The sequence below is a fragment of the Desulfurobacterium indicum genome (assembly GCF_001968985.1).
Classification (GTDB): domain Bacteria; phylum Aquificota; class Aquificia; order Desulfurobacteriales; family Desulfurobacteriaceae; genus Desulfurobacterium_A; species Desulfurobacterium_A indicum.
Genome location: NZ_MOEN01000036.1, coordinates 1 through 16,201, shown reverse-complemented (window position 1 = coordinate 16,201; position 16,201 = coordinate 1). Strand labels below are relative to the sequence as shown.

The 16,201-nt window shown below is 36.6% G+C and carries 20 protein-coding genes; 15 read left to right on the top strand and 5 right to left on the bottom strand.

The window, feature by feature from the left end:
- Positions 1–12: 12 nt before the first annotated feature.
- The 5 genes from BLW93_RS07890 to BLW93_RS07870 form a co-directional block, all read right to left on the bottom strand.
- Positions 13–462, bottom strand: coding sequence for a phage portal protein family protein (locus BLW93_RS07890; RefSeq protein ID WP_078058247.1), 450 nt, complete (start codon positions 460–462; stop codon positions 13–15).
- A 455-nt stretch (positions 463–917) separates the two neighbouring features.
- Entirely contained in the window at positions 918–1,190 is a 273-nt protein-coding gene (locus BLW93_RS07885) for a hypothetical protein (RefSeq protein WP_076713535.1), read from the bottom strand.
- Positions 1,187–2,644 carry a glutamate--tRNA ligase gene (gltX, locus tag BLW93_RS07880; protein ID WP_076713534.1) on the bottom strand — a complete coding sequence of 486 codons (1,458 nt, stop codon included), beginning with the start codon at positions 2,642–2,644 and terminating at the stop codon, positions 1,187–1,189. Before gltX ends, BLW93_RS07885 begins: the two co-directional genes overlap by 4 nt.
- A gap of 51 nt (positions 2,645–2,695) precedes the next feature.
- Positions 2,696–3,718 (bottom strand): heat-inducible transcriptional repressor HrcA, encoded by a 1,023-nt coding sequence (hrcA, locus tag BLW93_RS07875; RefSeq protein ID WP_281246680.1) that lies wholly within the window; start codon positions 3,716–3,718, stop codon positions 2,696–2,698.
- Positions 3,719–3,756: 38 nt separating this feature from the next.
- Positions 3,757–4,497: a methyltransferase domain-containing protein gene (locus BLW93_RS07870; RefSeq protein WP_076713532.1), complete on the bottom strand. Its 741-nt coding sequence runs from the start codon at positions 4,495–4,497 to the stop codon at positions 3,757–3,759.
- Between the two features lie 47 nt (positions 4,498–4,544).
- Here BLW93_RS07870 and ispG point away from each other — a divergent pair, with 47 nt between their 5' ends.
- The 15 genes from ispG (at position 4,545) to BLW93_RS07800 (ending at position 16,103) form a co-directional block, all read left to right on the top strand.
- Positions 4,545–5,630, top strand: coding sequence for a flavodoxin-dependent (E)-4-hydroxy-3-methylbut-2-enyl-diphosphate synthase (gene ispG, locus BLW93_RS07865; protein ID WP_144444034.1), 1,086 nt, complete (start codon positions 4,545–4,547; stop codon positions 5,628–5,630).
- Positions 5,602–5,943: a dihydroneopterin aldolase gene (locus tag BLW93_RS07860; protein WP_076713531.1), complete on the top strand. Its 342-nt coding sequence runs from the start codon at positions 5,602–5,604 to the stop codon at positions 5,941–5,943. The genes ispG and BLW93_RS07860 overlap by 29 nt, the downstream gene beginning before the upstream one ends.
- Positions 5,933–7,009 carry a GGDEF domain-containing protein gene (locus BLW93_RS07855; protein ID WP_076713530.1) on the top strand — a complete coding sequence of 359 codons (1,077 nt, stop codon included), beginning with the start codon at positions 5,933–5,935 and terminating at the stop codon, positions 7,007–7,009. The genes BLW93_RS07860 and BLW93_RS07855 overlap by 11 nt, the downstream gene beginning before the upstream one ends.
- On the top strand, positions 7,006–7,560 hold the full coding sequence (locus BLW93_RS07850) for an epoxyqueuosine reductase QueH (protein WP_076713529.1): 555 nt from the start codon (positions 7,006–7,008) through the stop codon (positions 7,558–7,560). Before BLW93_RS07855 ends, BLW93_RS07850 begins: the two co-directional genes overlap by 4 nt.
- A gap of 73 nt (positions 7,561–7,633) precedes the next feature.
- A complete protein-coding gene (locus BLW93_RS07845) occupies positions 7,634–8,677 on the top strand; it encodes a H(2)-dependent methylenetetrahydromethanopterin dehydrogenase-related protein (RefSeq protein ID WP_076713528.1) in 1,044 nt (347 codons plus the stop codon).
- Positions 8,678–8,732: 55 nt separating this feature from the next.
- The gene (locus BLW93_RS07840; RefSeq protein WP_076713527.1) at positions 8,733–9,113 is read left to right on the top strand and encodes a roadblock/LC7 domain-containing protein; all 381 of its coding nucleotides are present in this window, start codon (positions 8,733–8,735) and stop codon (positions 9,111–9,113) included.
- A gap of 5 nt (positions 9,114–9,118) precedes the next feature.
- The gene (gene hmdB / locus BLW93_RS07835) at positions 9,119–9,988 is read left to right on the top strand and encodes a 5,10-methenyltetrahydromethanopterin hydrogenase cofactor biosynthesis protein HmdB (RefSeq protein WP_078058245.1); all 870 of its coding nucleotides are present in this window, start codon (positions 9,119–9,121) and stop codon (positions 9,986–9,988) included.
- Positions 9,960–11,132, top strand: a complete 1,173-nt coding sequence (locus BLW93_RS07830; RefSeq protein WP_076713525.1) for a FeGP cofactor biosynthesis guanylyltransferase HcgB family protein — start codon at positions 9,960–9,962, stop codon at positions 11,130–11,132. The genes hmdB and BLW93_RS07830 overlap by 29 nt, the downstream gene beginning before the upstream one ends.
- Entirely contained in the window at positions 11,113–11,802 is a 690-nt protein-coding gene (locus tag BLW93_RS07825) for a Nif3-like dinuclear metal center hexameric protein (protein WP_076713524.1), read from the top strand. The genes BLW93_RS07830 and BLW93_RS07825 overlap by 20 nt, the downstream gene beginning before the upstream one ends.
- A gap of 25 nt (positions 11,803–11,827) precedes the next feature.
- Positions 11,828–12,289 (top strand): FeGP cofactor biosynthesis protein HcgF family protein, encoded by a 462-nt coding sequence (locus BLW93_RS07820; RefSeq protein ID WP_245792016.1) that lies wholly within the window; start codon positions 11,828–11,830, stop codon positions 12,287–12,289.
- Complete coding sequence (locus BLW93_RS07815; protein WP_076713522.1) at positions 12,276–12,944, top strand: ThiF family adenylyltransferase; 669 nt, start codon at positions 12,276–12,278, stop codon at positions 12,942–12,944. The genes BLW93_RS07820 and BLW93_RS07815 overlap by 14 nt, the downstream gene beginning before the upstream one ends.
- Entirely contained in the window at positions 12,928–14,451 is a 1,524-nt protein-coding gene (hmdC, locus tag BLW93_RS07810; protein WP_076713521.1) for a 5,10-methenyltetrahydromethanopterin hydrogenase cofactor biosynthesis protein HmdC, read from the top strand. The genes BLW93_RS07815 and hmdC overlap by 17 nt, the downstream gene beginning before the upstream one ends.
- 49 nt (positions 14,452–14,500) lie before the next feature.
- Positions 14,501–15,136 carry a hypothetical protein gene (locus tag BLW93_RS07805; RefSeq protein ID WP_076713520.1) on the top strand — a complete coding sequence of 212 codons (636 nt, stop codon included), beginning with the start codon at positions 14,501–14,503 and terminating at the stop codon, positions 15,134–15,136.
- Positions 15,137–15,449: 313 nt separating this feature from the next.
- The gene (locus BLW93_RS09005) at positions 15,450–15,584 is read left to right on the top strand and encodes a hypothetical protein (RefSeq protein WP_281246679.1); all 135 of its coding nucleotides are present in this window, start codon (positions 15,450–15,452) and stop codon (positions 15,582–15,584) included.
- A 36-nt stretch (positions 15,585–15,620) separates the two neighbouring features.
- Positions 15,621–16,103, top strand: coding sequence for a carbonic anhydrase (locus BLW93_RS07800; RefSeq protein ID WP_076713519.1), 483 nt, complete (start codon positions 15,621–15,623; stop codon positions 16,101–16,103).
- Positions 16,104–16,201: the final 98 nt, after the last annotated feature.

Below are 16,201 nucleotides of genomic sequence, written 5' to 3'. Positions count from 1 at the left end.
CTGTTACGTCGTTTACGGCTTCAACTTGACCCTTCTCGGCAAAGTAAAAAAATCTGAGAAGTCCATACCTCCTTGAGGAGAGAGTTTTGGGGAAACGAACACGTCCTCTTCGTTTTGAGGCTTAGGCAAGTTGTAGAGGGTATAGAGAGCTTCCTTACTTACCGGCACTCCCCTATCAATCGCATCTTTCACCTGCTCCCACTCCGGAATTTCCTTGAAATCAAACTGGAGTTTTGGTGTTAGGTGAAGGAGGTCTTTACCGTAGTTAAGTTCCACTATCCAGCGAATAAGGGTACGGTTTAGGGTATTAGCAAGTGCTTTAGCTACTTTCCTACCTCGTTTTTTTAGTGTTTCATAATGAACTTTAGCAAGGGCGTAACTTCCAGTATTTCCTTTGTCTGCTGTGAGTATTTCCCCGGTTATGGCTTTGCTGATTTCGGCGTTGCACAATTCTAGTTTCAATTCCTTAGAGGTACGCTCAAAACCAAGAAAAAACGATTATTACGACGCGCGCCTTTTGGCCAGTTTCAATTCCTTAGAGGTACGCTTAAAACTTTTGTAGCCTTCCTTTCGTTATTTTTCTTTTTCCTGTTTCAATTCCTTAGAGGTACGCTTAAAACAAAACCTAAAAAGAAATGCCAATAAAAGAGATATTCAACTAGTTTCAATTTCTTAGAGGTACGCTTAAAACCCTATCTTAAAACTTATTCTTTTTTCAAAGAGCGTCAAGGTTTATATTAATATTATCATCAGCTAATATTGGGTGTCAAGTGTCGGGGATCGTGATTAAGATAGTTATGAATATTTGATTTATAACTTTAAAACTATTGGTATTAAGATGCTTTGACTGTATTGTTCTGAAAGTTGATTCCCGATAATTTGAATGGGAAGCCGGCAGAATTCTGCCGGCTCGTTGTTTATTTGTAGAGTTCGTCTGCTACTTTGCCGTATGGAAGATTAGGCGGCATTTTGCCGGCACTTACAAGTTCTTTTACCGCATTAAGTAGTTGTGTCTTATCCTTGTATTTTGCAAGGATTGTGTCTTTTGTTACGGCCATATTTCCGTTGTGGCAACGGGCACAGTTCGCATTCCATTCAGGTGTTGCTTGTGTTGAGGTTTCTTGTTTTTGTCCACAGCCAGCTGCGGCAATGCTGATAAGTGCCAGTCCTAAAAGGGCTGTTTTTTTCATGACATCCTCCTTTCGATTTCTGAGATTGCATGATGAAGACGTTTAAGGACTCTTTTTTTCCCCAGGAGGGATACAAGGATGTCAAGTTCTACGCCCTTCATTTTTCCAGTTAGTGCTATTCTTATCGGCATGAATAGGTTTTTACCTTTTGCTTTAAGCTCTTTACCAGTTTCTTTTACGGCTTTTTTAAAGGTCTCTGCGTTTAATTCTTCTAACTGAGAAACTTTTTCGGCAAAGTGTTTTACTACTTCTAATCTTTCTTCATTCATAAAGTTTAAAGCGCCTTCTTCTATTTCGAATTCGTCTTTTAAGAACGTTTCCATATATTTGGGAGCTTCGGAAAGGACAGTCAGGTAATCTCTCGTCGCTTCAACTACTTTTGTCAGCCAGTTGAAATTGAACTTTTCAATTTTGTAGCCTGCTTCTTCAAGGTATGGAATGATAAGTTTTGTTAGTTCTTTAGAATCATAGCTTTTAATGTATTCTTTGTTCATCCAGTTCAGCTTTTCGAAGTTGAATATTGCAGGTGAACTGTTTACGTCTTTGATGTCAAATCTTTCTATTAGTTCATTCATGGAAAGTATTTCTTTACCGTCTTTAGGATACCATCCTAAAAGTGCCAGAAAGTTTGTAAATGCTTCCGGTAAGTAGCCTTTTTCTTTGAATTCTGCTACTGATGTTGAGCCGTGCCTTTTGGAAAGTTTGCTTCTATCTTCTCCTAAAATCATCGGTAGATGAGCAAATTTTGGTATTTCAAAACCGAGAGCTTCATAGAGAAGAATTTGTTTTGGGGTATTTGAGATGTGGTCTTCGCCTCTTATTACATGGGTGATTTTCATCAGAGCATCGTCTATTACAACAACAAAATTGTAAACAGGCATACCGTTTGAGCGGACAATTACAAAATCTCCGCCCAGTTGTTCAGAATTTATAGCTATGGAGCCTTTAACCAGGTCTTTCCATGTTACGGTTCTGTCTGTTGGAACTTTGAATCTCAAAACCGGTTTTCTGCCTTCTGCTCTTAATTTTTCCTTTTCTTCTTTGGTTAGATGACGGCATTTACCGGTATATCGTGGTGGCAGTCCTTTTGCCAGTTGTTCCTGGCGCATTGCGTCAAGTTCCTCTTTGGTGCAGAAGCATTCGTAAACCAATCCTTTTTCTTTGAGTATGTTGATATATTTTTCATAGATTTCTTTTCTTTCAGATTGTCTGTAAGGGCCGTATTCTCCGCCTTTTTCGGGACCTTCGTCCCAATCAAGCCTCATCCATTTTAAAGCTTTGTAAATTACCTTTACGGCTTCTTCGCTGTGTCTTTCGGTGTCTGTATCTTCTATTCTGAGAACGAAAGTTCCGTTGTTGTGTTTTGCGAAAAGATAGTTAAATAAAGCAGTTCTTGCATTTCCGACGTGCATAAAGCCGGTTGGACTTGGGGCAAATCTGACTCTAACTGACATTGGGCTTTCTACCTCCATGAAAGTAACTGGAAATTGTGAAATTATATCAATTTATTTTATATCTTTGCTTAAAATATGTGAGAGAGCTCTTGATACGTTTTCAACCACAGGTATTATTTTGCAGTAATCCATTCTTTTCGGTCCTAAAATTCCGACTATTCCTGCATCTTTTGATTTTAGTGAGTATTTTGCTGCGACTATGCTGAAGGGTTCGAAGGCTTCAATTTCTGTTTCTTTTCCTAAAATTACCGTTACTCTGTCGGCGGTGTCAATTAACTTGCTAAATGTTTCGAGTAATTTTTTCTTTTCTTCAAGAATTTTAATAATTTCCTGAATTTTTTCAAAGTCTTCGTTGACACTGTTGAAAATATTAAAAGTACCTGTGATTTTAACATCGTTAACACTGTTTACAAGTTTTAAAAGGTGTGTGTTTAGATTGAAGGATAGTTCCATAAATTCGTTTCTTGCCTTGTTCATTTCATTTATAAGTTCTTTTTTAATGCTTGATAAAGGTTTCCCTTTAAATTTTGCCGTTAATTCTTGTGATATTTTTGCAAGTATTGAAGGTTCTACCTTAAGGGTTATCACTTTGTGTATGACATATTCAGGTTCACATGTTATAACAACTAAAACCTTTGATGAAGAGACTTTAACAAGAGAGATGTCCTTTATTGTAAGGGCATCTATTACAAAGTTTGCACCGAGACTCATGTATCCGGTTGATCTTGTTAAGAAATTGAGGACTGCTGAAAATATTTCATCAAATCCGGTTTTCCCTGATACTTTTATGTAATCAATGATTCTTGAAGCAATTCCTGTATCCACTTCGCCTAGGGAAAATAAAAGGTAATTTATGTAATACTTCATTCCTTCGTCCGTTGGTAGTCTTCCGGCAGATGTGTGAGGCTGGTAAAGGTAACCTTTATCTTCAAGGTCTGACATTACGTTTCTTATAGTGGCAGGACTTATTTTCATGGAAAAACGCTTTTGCAGAGTTCTAGAACCAACAGGTTCACCTGTTTCCATATAGAGTTCTGCAACTTTTAACAGGATGTCTCTTTCTCGCGGAGTCAGTGCTTCCCCTCCTTAAAATAAATTTATCATTTATTAATTTAAGCTTTTTCAAGGATTACTGTTAGAACTTTATAGCTTATAGGATAACCTTTATCTTCTGTGTGAAAGAATTCTTTGCAAAATTCTTTGTAAAATTGTTTTCTGATTTTTTTAAATCCGTAAGGGTTTCGCGCTCCAATCTTGTTTATGTAATTTAAAGCTTCTGATGCAGAAGGAAGTATTATTTTTTCAGATTTTATCTGTTTGTATCTAATACGGAAATCGTGTCTTTTTGCATATAAGATAACTGTATTGTATGAAGGGAATCTAAAAAGCTTATCTTCTTTTCCATTTAATGAAATAGATACTTTCTGCCATGCTGAAAATAGTTCGGATAGGCTACCTTCTATAGGAATGGAAAGAGCAAAACTACCGTTTTGTTTTAAGATACGATGGGATTCTTTCATGGCTTTTTTTATGTTCATCCATTGAAATGCAAAGTTTGAAACTGCGAGGTCAAATGTTTCGTCCGGAAAAGGCAACTTTTCCGCATCTGCACAGACACATTTTATCCCTTTTTCTTCCATACATTTGCACATCTGTGGGGATATATCAACACCGATGCAATTTTTTAATTTTGAGGCGAGTTCTCCCGATCCTGCTCCAATATCTATGGCTTTTGTGTAGCTTATATTTGAAATCAAGTTTAAAAGATTTCTTGCACTTCGTTTCTGGATAATGGCAAACCGATCGTAATTTCGTGCACCTTTAGAAAAATTTTGCGCTATAATCTCTTTCATAACATGGAAATTTAAGCTTTGATGAGGATTTGTGAAGTGGGGATTTTATGTGGATAGTAAGGAGAAAAAGTAGGGTAATAAAGGTCGGAAATGTTCCAATAGGCGGAGGCTATCCTATTGTTGTTCAATCAATGACAAACACCTTTACGGAAGATCTTGAAGCTACCGTTAATCAGATTAAAGAGCTTGAAAAAGTCGGATGTGAAATTGTAAGAGTTGCGGTTCCTACCGTTGAAGCAGTAGATAATATTCCATTAATAAAAAAGAAAATAGGTATTCCTCTTATTGCAGATATACATTTTGATTATAGGTTGGCTATTAAGTCAATAGAAAAGGGAGCTGATGGAATAAGAATAAATCCCGGAAATATAGGCGGAATGGATAAGGTAAAGGAAGTTATAAAAGTTGCCGGAGAGAGAAATATTCCTATAAGGATAGGTGTTAACACAGGTTCTTTGCCAAAGGAGATATTAAACAAATACGGATATCCTTCTGCTGAAGCTGTTGCGGAAACGGCACTTAACTATATGAAGTTTTTTGAAGATGAAGATTTTATAAATATGAAATTTTCTCTTAAAGGTTCGGATATTAAAACTACGGTTCTTGCTAATAGGATTTTTGCTTCTTCTTGCAATTATCCTATCCACATAGGTATTACAGAAGCCGGGACGGTTCTCTCTGGTGCTGTTAAATCAGCTGCCGGTATAGGCATTCTGCTGTATGAAGGTATAGGAGATACGGTTAGGGTTTCCCTTTCTGCACATCCTAAGATAGAGGTAAAGGTTGCCTTTAAGATTCTTTCTTCGCTCGGGCTTAGAGATTACGGTGTTGATGTTATTTCATGTCCTACCTGTGGTAGATGTCAGGTGGATTTACCAAGAATTGCTCTTGAGGTAGAAGAGGCTCTTGAGCATATAAAAACACCTGTTTCTGTTGCGGTTATGGGATGTGCGGTTAACGGACCGGGGGAAGCTTCATTTGCTGATGTGGGAATAGCAGCTGCCGGTGAAAAATTTATCCTTTTTGCCGGCGGGAAAGTGATAGGGAAATATAAGGAAGAAGAAGCTATTAAAAGACTTGTAGGGGAAGTGGAGAGGGTCGCCAATGAGAAAGAAAACAAAAGTTTTTCTTGAAGGTTGTAAGGTTCATTTAAAATGTGGTGTTTACAAAGAAGAAAGGAAGCTTGGAGTTGAGGTTGAATTAGATCTGGAAGTAGAATCCAGAAATTTTGTAGATTATGAAAAACTTTACAGGATTGTTTTGGAGCTTTCACAAAAAGAGTTCGTTTATCTGGAAGATTTTTCCGATGAACTTATAGATGAGTTATGTAGACAGTTTGATCCTGATGTAATAAATATAAAATTGGCTAAAAGAAGTTTGCCGTTTCATAATTCCATAAGATCAGCTGGCATTAAAATTGTTTGGGAGAAAGCTTATGGTGAATAGGTTTGAATGTGAATTAATGAAAAGAATAAATACTGGAGAACAGCTAAGTATTGAAGATTTCCAAAAAATTTCTAATATTGCCAAAGAAGAAATTAAGTTTTTGGTGAGAAACGGTATTCCTCTAACGCCTTTGAACTATTATTTGTGGTTTGACATTTTCTGCTATCTTCATGAGACCGGCAAGGATTTATCAGATCCCGAAATAATGGGAATATTTAAGGAAAAATATCCTGATGAGTCTGTTGTTGAATCAACAATATTGAAATTAAATCAAGCTGATAGGAAATTTATAAAGCAGCTTGCTGAAGAAGTAAGCAGGGAAATAGAGAGAGCGATACAGGGTATTGAAGAACATACTAAAGTTATAGAAGCCAACGCTAAAAAGGTTGAAAAAACTACTCAAAGTTTGTCGGATAAAAATTTAAAAGAGATGCTGGAAACAGTTGTTGAGACTTTGAATGAAATCAAATTTCAAAATGAAAGTTTAAAAAATAAACTTCAGGAATCACGAAAAGAGATAGAGAAAGTTTCTCAAAAGTTAGATCAATCTGAAAAAAATGCGTTGATTGAATTTTTAACCGAAATAGCCAGTAAGAAAAGTTTTGAAAAAGTTTTAAAAGATATGTTTGATGATTTTAAAAGCAGAAATTATCCGTTTGCTGTTTTAATGGTGAAACTTGATAAATTTGAGGATATAGTTAAGCAGAACGGAGAAAAAGTCGGAAAAATAATTCTTCAAGAGATTGCCAGAAAGTTCAAGAAACTTTTAAGGGCTAATGATGTTGTTGCTTATTACGACGACAGTATTTTTGGTGTTTTAATTCCTGGTGTTACCTTTGGCCATGCTATAAGAATAGGTGAACGTATAAGGAAATCGATAGAAGATACTCTTATAAATATCAATGGAAAAACAATTAAAGTAACTGTTAGTGTAGGTGTGGTGGTTGCAAGGAAAGATATGGATGAAGTTGATTTAATTTCAAAAACTCTTGAGGCTCTTGAGCTTGCAGAAAAAGAAGGTGGAAATACAATAAAAACAGATTTAGATGTGGAGCTTGAGAAGTGAAGCGCGTGCTTCTGCATATATGTTGTGCACCGTGTGCCTGTTATCCTTTGGAAGTTTTGCGGAAGGAAGGTTTTGAAGTTTTCGGATTTTTTTACAATCCAAACATACATCCTTATACAGAATTTCTAAAAAGATTAGAAGCTGTTAAAAAATTTGAAGAGATTGAGGATTTTAAAGTTATTTATATGGACAGATATCCCCTTGAAGACTGGCTTAGATCGGTTGTGTTTAGAGAAGAGAGACCAATAAGATGTCAGATATGTTATTCAATGCGTTTTGAAATGACTGCAAGTGTTGCTAAGAATGGAAAATTTGATTTTTTTACCTCTACTCTTTTTTACAGTAAATATCAAAACCATGAAACTATGAGAATATGTGCCGAATCTGCAGCTGCAAAATTTGGTGTCAAATTTCTTTATAAAGATTTTAGAAAAGGGTGGAAGAGGGGAATAGAAAAGTCAAAAGAGTATAATCTTTATAGACAACAATACTGCGGTTGCATATATTCTGAGAAAGAGAGATATTATAAATTTAGGAAGATAAACGAATAATAGAACATTAAGGTTTATTAATTCTCGTGTTACAATAACAAAAGGGGAAACTTTCTAAGGAGAGAGGTGAAGTATGAGAGTTACTGTTTACGGTTTTGGAAGTCTCAATTACTACCTTAATAAATTAAATGTTCCTGAAAGGCTCGGTGGTGAACCTCCTTACGGCGGTTCGGCAATGGCTCTTGAGTTTGCTAAAGCTGGTCACGATGTAACTCTGTCAGATCCCCATTTAGATAAAGTTCCAGATGATATAAAGTCGAAGCTTGAAACTGCAGGAGTAAAACTTACATCTGATGATACTGAGGCGGCTAAAGGTGCTGAAGTTGCCATTCTTTTTACGCCTTTTAGAGGTGGTATAACTTTTAAATTAGCTGAAAATATCCTTCCTTATCTTGGAGAAGATGCGGTTATTTGCACTACCTGCACGATGTCTGTTCTTGTTCTAAACTCTTATCTTCAGAATGCTATTTTTATGGAAGGAAGAGAAGATATAGGTTTTTCAACAATGCATCCTGCTTCAATTCCAGGGACGCCTCAACATCAACACTATTTAATCGCAACCAATGAGCTTCTAAAGAAACCTATAGTTACAGATGAGCAAATAAATAAATTAAAAAATCTGGCAATAGATGCTGGTAAGAGAGTTTACCTTCTTCCTGCAGAGCTTGTTTCAGCTGTTGGTGATATGGGTATTGTTACGACGGCGATTGCTTTTACTGGAGCAATTGAATATTACAGAGTTGCGAGAGATGTATTGAAAACTAAACGTTCAATGACAGAATTTCAAATTGCTCAATCTCTTCAAGTTGTTTCAAGTTTGGTTGCAAAATATGGTCTCGGTGGTTTAATAAAACTTCTCAACGTTGATGCTATGAAAGATTCCTTAAAGTCAATGATTCTTGACAGAGATGTACAGCCGATGACCGTAACAGCTTCAGAACTTCTCGAGAAAATTGGCGAAATAGTTCCTGAGCTTGTGGAAGAAGCAGAAAAATTCTCACCTTCAGAGGCAGTCTATATGTCAGCTCCTTCACCAATGCTTGTTGAATATATGGAAGATCTTGTTGGTGATGACGTTCTCAAGGGTATTCTAAGAGAATCTTGGAAGAAATTTTAAGAAGGTGTTTCAGACAGAGAATAGTTTTTATGTTTAACATGATAAAGGAGGAATTATGGCCAGCAAAAGAGAAATGTTAGAAGAAATACTTTCAGATCTTGCTGATTCGCTCGGCGCTGATATGCTTGGTGCTCTTGTAGCGACACCTGATGGTCAAGTTGTCGTTTCAACAATGCTTAAAGGTGGTTTAAGTGCTGAAAAGCTTGCAGCTATGGCTGCAGCTGTTGTCGGAACTTCTGAAAGATTGTCCAAAGTTGTTGAAGCTGGAGATTTTCAGGATGCGCTTATCAGGTGTTCAAAGCAGAATATTCTTTCTAAAAAGGCAGGAAGAAGAGCTATTCTTGTATGTGTGATAAAATCTGATGCTAATATTGGTCTTCTTAATATTGAAGTTGAGGATGCAATAGATAGGATTACTTCCGTGCTCGGTGCTTAACATTTATGATAGAGATAACTTCTACAATACATGTGAGTAATTATTGTAGTTTGAGGAGAAAATGTGCCTACTGCGGTTTTGCGGTAGGCACTTCTGTTAATGGCTATTTTTATTTGACAGATAAAAAGAAAGATGAAATTAAAAAAGCCGCTGTTTTTATAGAAGAGAACGGGATAAAAAGGGTAAGTCTTTCAGCAGGATACGGTAATTTTAAAAAGGTGCTTTCCGCTCTTGAAATTGTAAAAAAACATACTTCTTTAAAAGTTCTTGTTAATGTTGGTGGTGATCTTGATTTGAAAAGGATAAAACTTTTGAAAAGTGCTGGTGTTGATACTATATGCTGCAATCTTGAAACTATGAATCCGGAGCTTTTTAAAAAATTAAAACCAGATGATTCTTTAGAACAGCGAATGAAAATTTGTTATCAGATTAAAAATTTAGGTATTGAACTTTCAAGTGGTATTCTGGTCGGTATAGGTGAAACGGAAGAAGATAGAGAAAAACACATTGAATTTCTGAAAGAGCTGGAAGTAGAGGAAGTTCCTGTTATGGGATTCAGACCTTATAAAAATACTCCTATGGAAAACGTTTCTCCGGCTCCTTTATCTTTACAGTTGAAAGTAATAGAAGCTGTAAGAAAAAGAGTTAAAAGTCTGATAAGATTAACTGTGCCGTTTCCAACGGTATTAATGAAAGGTCTGATTCCTACAATTAAAGCAGGTGCTACAAATATTGCCACAGTTGTTCCTGTGGGTTATCCCCTTGTAGTTAAAGGAGTTGGTTCTCCTACCGTGGGTATACTTGAAGAGATTTTGCCAATTCTGGAGAAACATAGGATTAGAACAAATGTGGAAAGAAAACAGATTGCTTTTTAAAATGGCTTTTCAGGAATCTCTTAACGGTGTTAGAAAGGGAGACAAACCTGAGGAAACAGCGGCTATCAAAAAATCAATTCTTAAAGGAAAATTTGGTGTTGTAACCAATAATTTCAAGAAATTTTCCGTTTTTAGAAATATTCTTGCTATGTTTGGTATCAAAAATGTAAGTCAGATAGATGTTAATACGAACTGTTTTGATTTCGAACAGATACCTTCCTTGGCAAAAGCCTTGTCAGGCCGATATTTTAAAAGTTGTGATTTTTACATTGCCCGAGGCAGGCTGGGATTGCCGGGAAGCGGCGCATTTACTGTTATTGTTGATGTTTACGGTAATGTTGTATCCGGTGTTTCGTCTCCATCTCATCACCTTCATAAGTTTTCTCTGGAGACCGCTCTTTTTTTTGATATTTTCAGACTTTTGAGAAGGCTTGGTATTTCACCGGTTCATTCAGGTATAACAGATAAAACGCAGACTTTCTATGCGCCTTTTACTGTTTTTGACGTGGCGAAGCGAATATCGGAAATGAAGGCGGAAGTTCTCAAAAAGTTTACCGGCGATTCTTTACTTATTATAGGTGGTTATCTTGACGGTATATTTATCGCCGAATGTTTAAAGAGTAATTTTAGGCAGATTTTTCTTTACGATAAAGAAACAAGTGTTATGGCTCTTTCTCCTTGTGATAAGCCGGATAGATTAAAATTTGACGTTATTATTGATCTTACAGGATTTGGTGGAATTGACGTTAAAGAAGGACTGGCTGGAAAGTTTAAAGCCGACATTATTGTTTCTGAAGAGCCTTCCGGTTTGGGTTTACTGGAAACTGAAAAAAAGCCGGATTTTTTTCTGAGAATGAATTATAAAAGTAAAACTTCCGGCACGATGACTCTTACTGTCCGAACTGTGAGGGAACTTTCTGCCCGATTAGAAGATTTTAAAAATGTGCTTTATGCGGTGCCCAATCTGTTTTTTGCAGAATCTTTACTGTTTAACGTTAAAAGCAGTTGTGGTTTTCTTGATGTAATGGAAATTCCAGCCGTTACGGTATCTGTAAGAAAAGATGGAAATTTTAAAGTGGATTATTTTGAAGATGTTTTAAATGATATCCTTCGGGAGATACAGTTTGAATTGGCAAGAGCTTGAGAAACTTCTACGTATAATAGTTCCGGAATCTTACGCGGTTGAAGGTGATTTTTATGGTTGGGTAAGCGATGTTAGGCCTTCTAATGTGGAAAAAGTTGCTGTTGTAGTTGATGTTCCAGATAATTTTGATTTTTCTCATTTTGATATGGTTATTTCTCACCACAAACCTTATTTTAATCCAGGTTTTCCTGTTTTTGTTATTCACACTCCTCTTGACAGAATTGATTGGGGCTGCAATTATTCCCTTGGTACTGTCTTGGGTCTGGAGAATCTCATTTTCTTTGATGATAATCGTTTTGGAATGTATGGAATTACAAAACTGACTTCAAAAGAATTTTCGAATAGGATTTTGAAAATTTTGAATTTAAAAAATATTCGCTATTTTCTGCCGGAGAAAATAGAGAAAGTTGCTGTTTTTAGTGGATGTGGATTTAATTTTCCAGATTTTATTCAAAAACTTTTTGACTTTAATATCGATGTTGCAGTTTCTGGAGATCTTGTTCATCACGTTGCATGTCGTTTAAAATGTGCCGGTATAGGTTTTGTTGATGCTTCTCATTATAGGACAGAGATTCCGGGAATGTTAGAATTCACGCGGCGTCTTGCAAAATTTATAGATGCGGAGTTTATCGATGTCGGATTCCCGTATATTGACATTTGCCTCAGTTGAGTGTTTTACGCACTGTGAAATAGGTATGGGATTGCATAAGCTTTCTGCTCCTTATGTAGAAAATAGATTGCCCGTGTCTGTTTCAGCTGTTATGTTTTTACCTTCTGTTTACTCCATTGAGGAGGTTTTAGATATAAGACTTCCTGCTCCTAAGGCTCATATAAACGGAGTTAAAGTTTATGATGAAATCGGTAATATGAATGTTGCTTTGATTCTCTCGAGGGTGCTGAAAGAGAAAATGGGCGTAGATATATCTGTTGCTTCAAGTGCTGGAAATGGAAGAGGAACAGTATGTTTGCGATTTAATAAGGAAACTTTTATAATTAGAACAACAAATGAAGTTAGAAACTTTCCCTTTACTGATGCGGAGAAAGTTTATAGAAGAAAAGCAGAAGCAGTAGATAAAACGTTGCTCCTTTTAAAAGCTTTAATACTGGGTGATGATATTCCTGATTTTGTAGAGGTTTTGAGCAATGGATATGGTTAGTGAGATGGAAAAGAAACTGGTGCCTTACGGGAAACTTGTTTTGCTTGGTGCAGGCCGTTTGGGAGCAAGAGTTTTTGAAAGAATTATTATGACTCACAGAGGTGGTTTTTCAAGGGTTGCAGTTGTTGATGGTGGAACAATTGAGGAAAATGACTATTATCATCTTTTGATGGGAGCATTGCCTAAAGAGAACAAAGCATCTTTCTTAAAACGCAGGTTCCTTACTCCCGATACTCGTTATAAGGATATAGAAGCCTTACCATTTGATTTTTCAGATCAGTTTGACCTTCTTAAAGATGCTTCTGTTGTTATATCTACTATAGCTGGTGGAGATACAATTCCGATTGTTGCAGCTGTTGGTAAGTTTTGTGTTGAAAGTGGAATTCCGTTTATTACTACAAACGGAGTTTTCGGTTTTGGAGATGAGGATGTGAAAGTTTGTATACCTCTTGCTGCTGTTACTGAAGGGCCTGCCCTTTTTTTGAAAGATTATGATTTTCCACAGAAATCGTTCATTACGGCTTTTGTCGGAACAGGCAAATTGATTAAAGACGGTTTACCCATTGCTTCTATTATTCTGGATAAAATTGCTGACGCTATTAGTATTCAGGCTTTGAAGTTCCATCACAGGAGGAAAAGTGGAAGATTGTATTAAAAGCGTATTAAAAGGTGATCTTCAAAGCAAATATGAATTAGTAAAACGAGGAAGAGAAAATCCATCAGATTTGCTTTTTGCTGTAAAAAAGCTTTCGGATGAAGACCTTATTCATCTTGGTTTATCATATAAAGAATTTCCTTTCGGATGTGATTTAAACGAGATTCTTGTTGATGTTGTGAGTTTAAAACAGAGTATTACAGAGCTTAAAGGAGGTTTTCGTCTTGTTGATAGATTGGGGTTTCCAATTCACGTTTGTTCTTATGCCGTTGCAGATATAGCTGAAAGAGAAGGGATGACTCCTTTTGAGCTTATGAAAGAGTTGAGAAAGCTTACCGATATGCCTATTGACGTTGATCATTTCGGAAAATACGGCCCGATGAGATATCCGGAAGAGATAGTTAAATGTCCTGCTGATTGTTACAGGAGCGGTAAGCCTTTTAACGGTTGTCCTAGGGGTAGAATACATAAAAGACTTGAAAATAAGGAAAAAGCGTTTGTACACGAAAAAGATTTATGGCCGGATGCTGTTCAATCAATAAGTGTTAGTCTGATGGCTTTTCAGAAAAATACTTCTCACGCAGCACCACCTGAAGAAACACTATCTGTTATAGAGTTTGCCAGAAAGCATGGTAAAGGTGTTGGTGCTATCATCTGTGTTGGTGATGGTGAGGAAGAGCTTGCAAGAGGTATCAAGGCCTGTATAGATTACGGTATAGACGAGGTGGTTATAGAGGGAGGTCCCTATAATTGTGCTGCTAATAGAGTGCGCGCTTTCGGTGAGGCTGTTGTAATGGCAAGGATCCTTTCTCCGGGTAAGATTGTTGCTACAAATGGCCAGTACGAAGATGAACTCAGGTTTGGTTTACGATGCGGTTTAAATAGTGCTATAAGCGGCTTTCCCGGTAATCACCATGCATACATGTCAGGTTACATGCCGGGAGAAGCCACAGTAGCAAAGTTTGGACTTCCGAAGGTTATAGAAATCATGGCTGAAGAGGTTGAATCTTCACCGTTTCCTGTTCCAGCAGATAGAAAAACTGCAGAGATAATAGCCAAATCTGCAAAGTTCTTAGGGAAGAAGTTTATTTACCCTTTTGGAAAAGTTGGAGATATTTTTATAGGTGATGCTCATTGGTTTTTACTTTTAAACTCTCCGCTTGGCAAAAAATTCAAAATAAAATATACACTGAATGAACTTGTTGATGAATTGAAACGGAAAGGCATTAAAAAGCTTGGCTTGATAGGCGGAAGATTTATTGCCTGGGGAATTGCAAAAGCTGTTTTCCCCTTTGTGGAGGAGATAAGGATAAGTGATATAGATAAAAATATTGAAACTGCTACTGTTGCTCATTTGTCGAAAAATTTGCCTGTTAAAGTAATTGGTTGTAATGGCGATGATAATGCATGTGTAAACAATTCTCAACTTTCTATTGTTTGCTCTTTTATCCATTCAGTAGCAAAGAGGTTCCGGAATTTAGAGAATGTTATAACACTTGAAGATTGATGTAAGTTGGATATAATCAAATTTCAAATTTGCTTTAAAGGAGTGGACGATGAAAAAACAGACAGCTCTTGTTCTCGGCATGGTAGCCTCTCTTGCAATAGCAGGATGTGGCAATAAAAGTAAGCCGGAAGAACAATCACAGAATCAACAAAATGCACCTATGACGGCTAAGAAACTTCCTCCAGGGCATCCTCCAATTGGAAATAAAACAGCTCTTCCTCCGGGACATCCTGATATTAGTGGTATGAATGGTATGGGTATGCCTCCTCACGGAATGGGTATGAATGGTGGAATGATGCCAGGTATGCATCCTGAAACCATGACAAAACTTGCAAAACCTGTGAAATTGCCGGAAGAGGTAAAGAAAACCTGGAAGGTTGCTGATGTGATCGTTATTGATAAAGCTACCGGAAAAGTTATCAAGGAAGCTAAGGTTAAAGCAGGTGATGTTATCAAGATTGGAAATACCGAAGTAAAAATTCTCTATATTGTACCGGATCTTAAACTTATGAACAATGCTTATACATCTGCTTCAAACGAACCCAACAATCCTGCTATAATCGTAAAAGCTACTGAAAACGGTAAGGTAACGTTTGAAGGTCCTCTTTACCAGAAATTTCCTCAAATATTTACGATCAATAATCCAAAATATGACGTTAGACTCAAAGGTGTTTCAAAAGGTTAATTTTTTGGGGGGAGTTGCTCCCCCGCTTATTAAAATTTGTAGTATTCTTGTCTTTTTTTATTAAATTTTCTAATTAATAAAAAATGAAAGGTGCTTTATGATTCACTTGTTTTACTTTTTCAGCTTTTCACAAATAGTGTTTTGTAAATAGCTAAATTTTAAGGACATAGAATTTTAATTAAGGAACTCTTGATTTTTTATTCAATCTATAAATATTTTAAGTCGGAAAATGTTCTTAATATTTGAAAATGTATACTTGCATTGGAATTTTTTTTGTTTAGAGTCTTTAAAAGTATTCCAGGGAGGTGTAATAATGGTAAAGAAATTGTTAGCAGCTGTGGCTGCAGTAGCAATCATGGGGGGAAGTGAAGTAGCGAGTTCTCACGGTAAAGTTAAAACAACACCGGCAGAAGCCCTAAAAGAAGTTGTTGAGGGGAATGCCAAATAGGTTGAATCTCACACAAAATCCTACTTTAAGCCTTACATGAACGTTCAACATCCTATCGTTACAATGGTTACATGTTCAGATGCAAGGTTTCATCCAACTGTTTTCTTTAAAGATCCTGTTGATAAGGTGTTTGTTATCAGGAACATCGGTAACCAGCTTGCTAATGCAAGAGGTTCTATCGATTACGGTGTTTATCATCTTCATACTCCAATTCTTTTGATTTTGGGTCACACACATTGTGGTGCCGTAAAAGCGGGGCTTCATGATTATTCTAAAGAAACAGAAGGTATTAAGAATGAGCTTGATCATCTTCATCTTCCACTTTCAAAGGTTTCAAAATCAGGTCCATTTGAAAAGAGATGGCTTGATGGTGTAGAGAAGAACGTAAACTATCAGGTAGAGGAGGCTCTCAAATTCTACAAGCCATTTATTAAAAAAAGGCGAATTTGCTGTTGTAGGTGCTGTTTACGATTTTATAAATGCTTATGGCAAGGGCTATGGGAGAATGGTTATTCTTAATATAAATGGTGAAACAAATCCGGTTGTGTCAATAATTTTGTGTAAACCATTAGGAGTACCTCCTGGAGAACATATCCTGAAGTTCTTCCTTAGCCTCA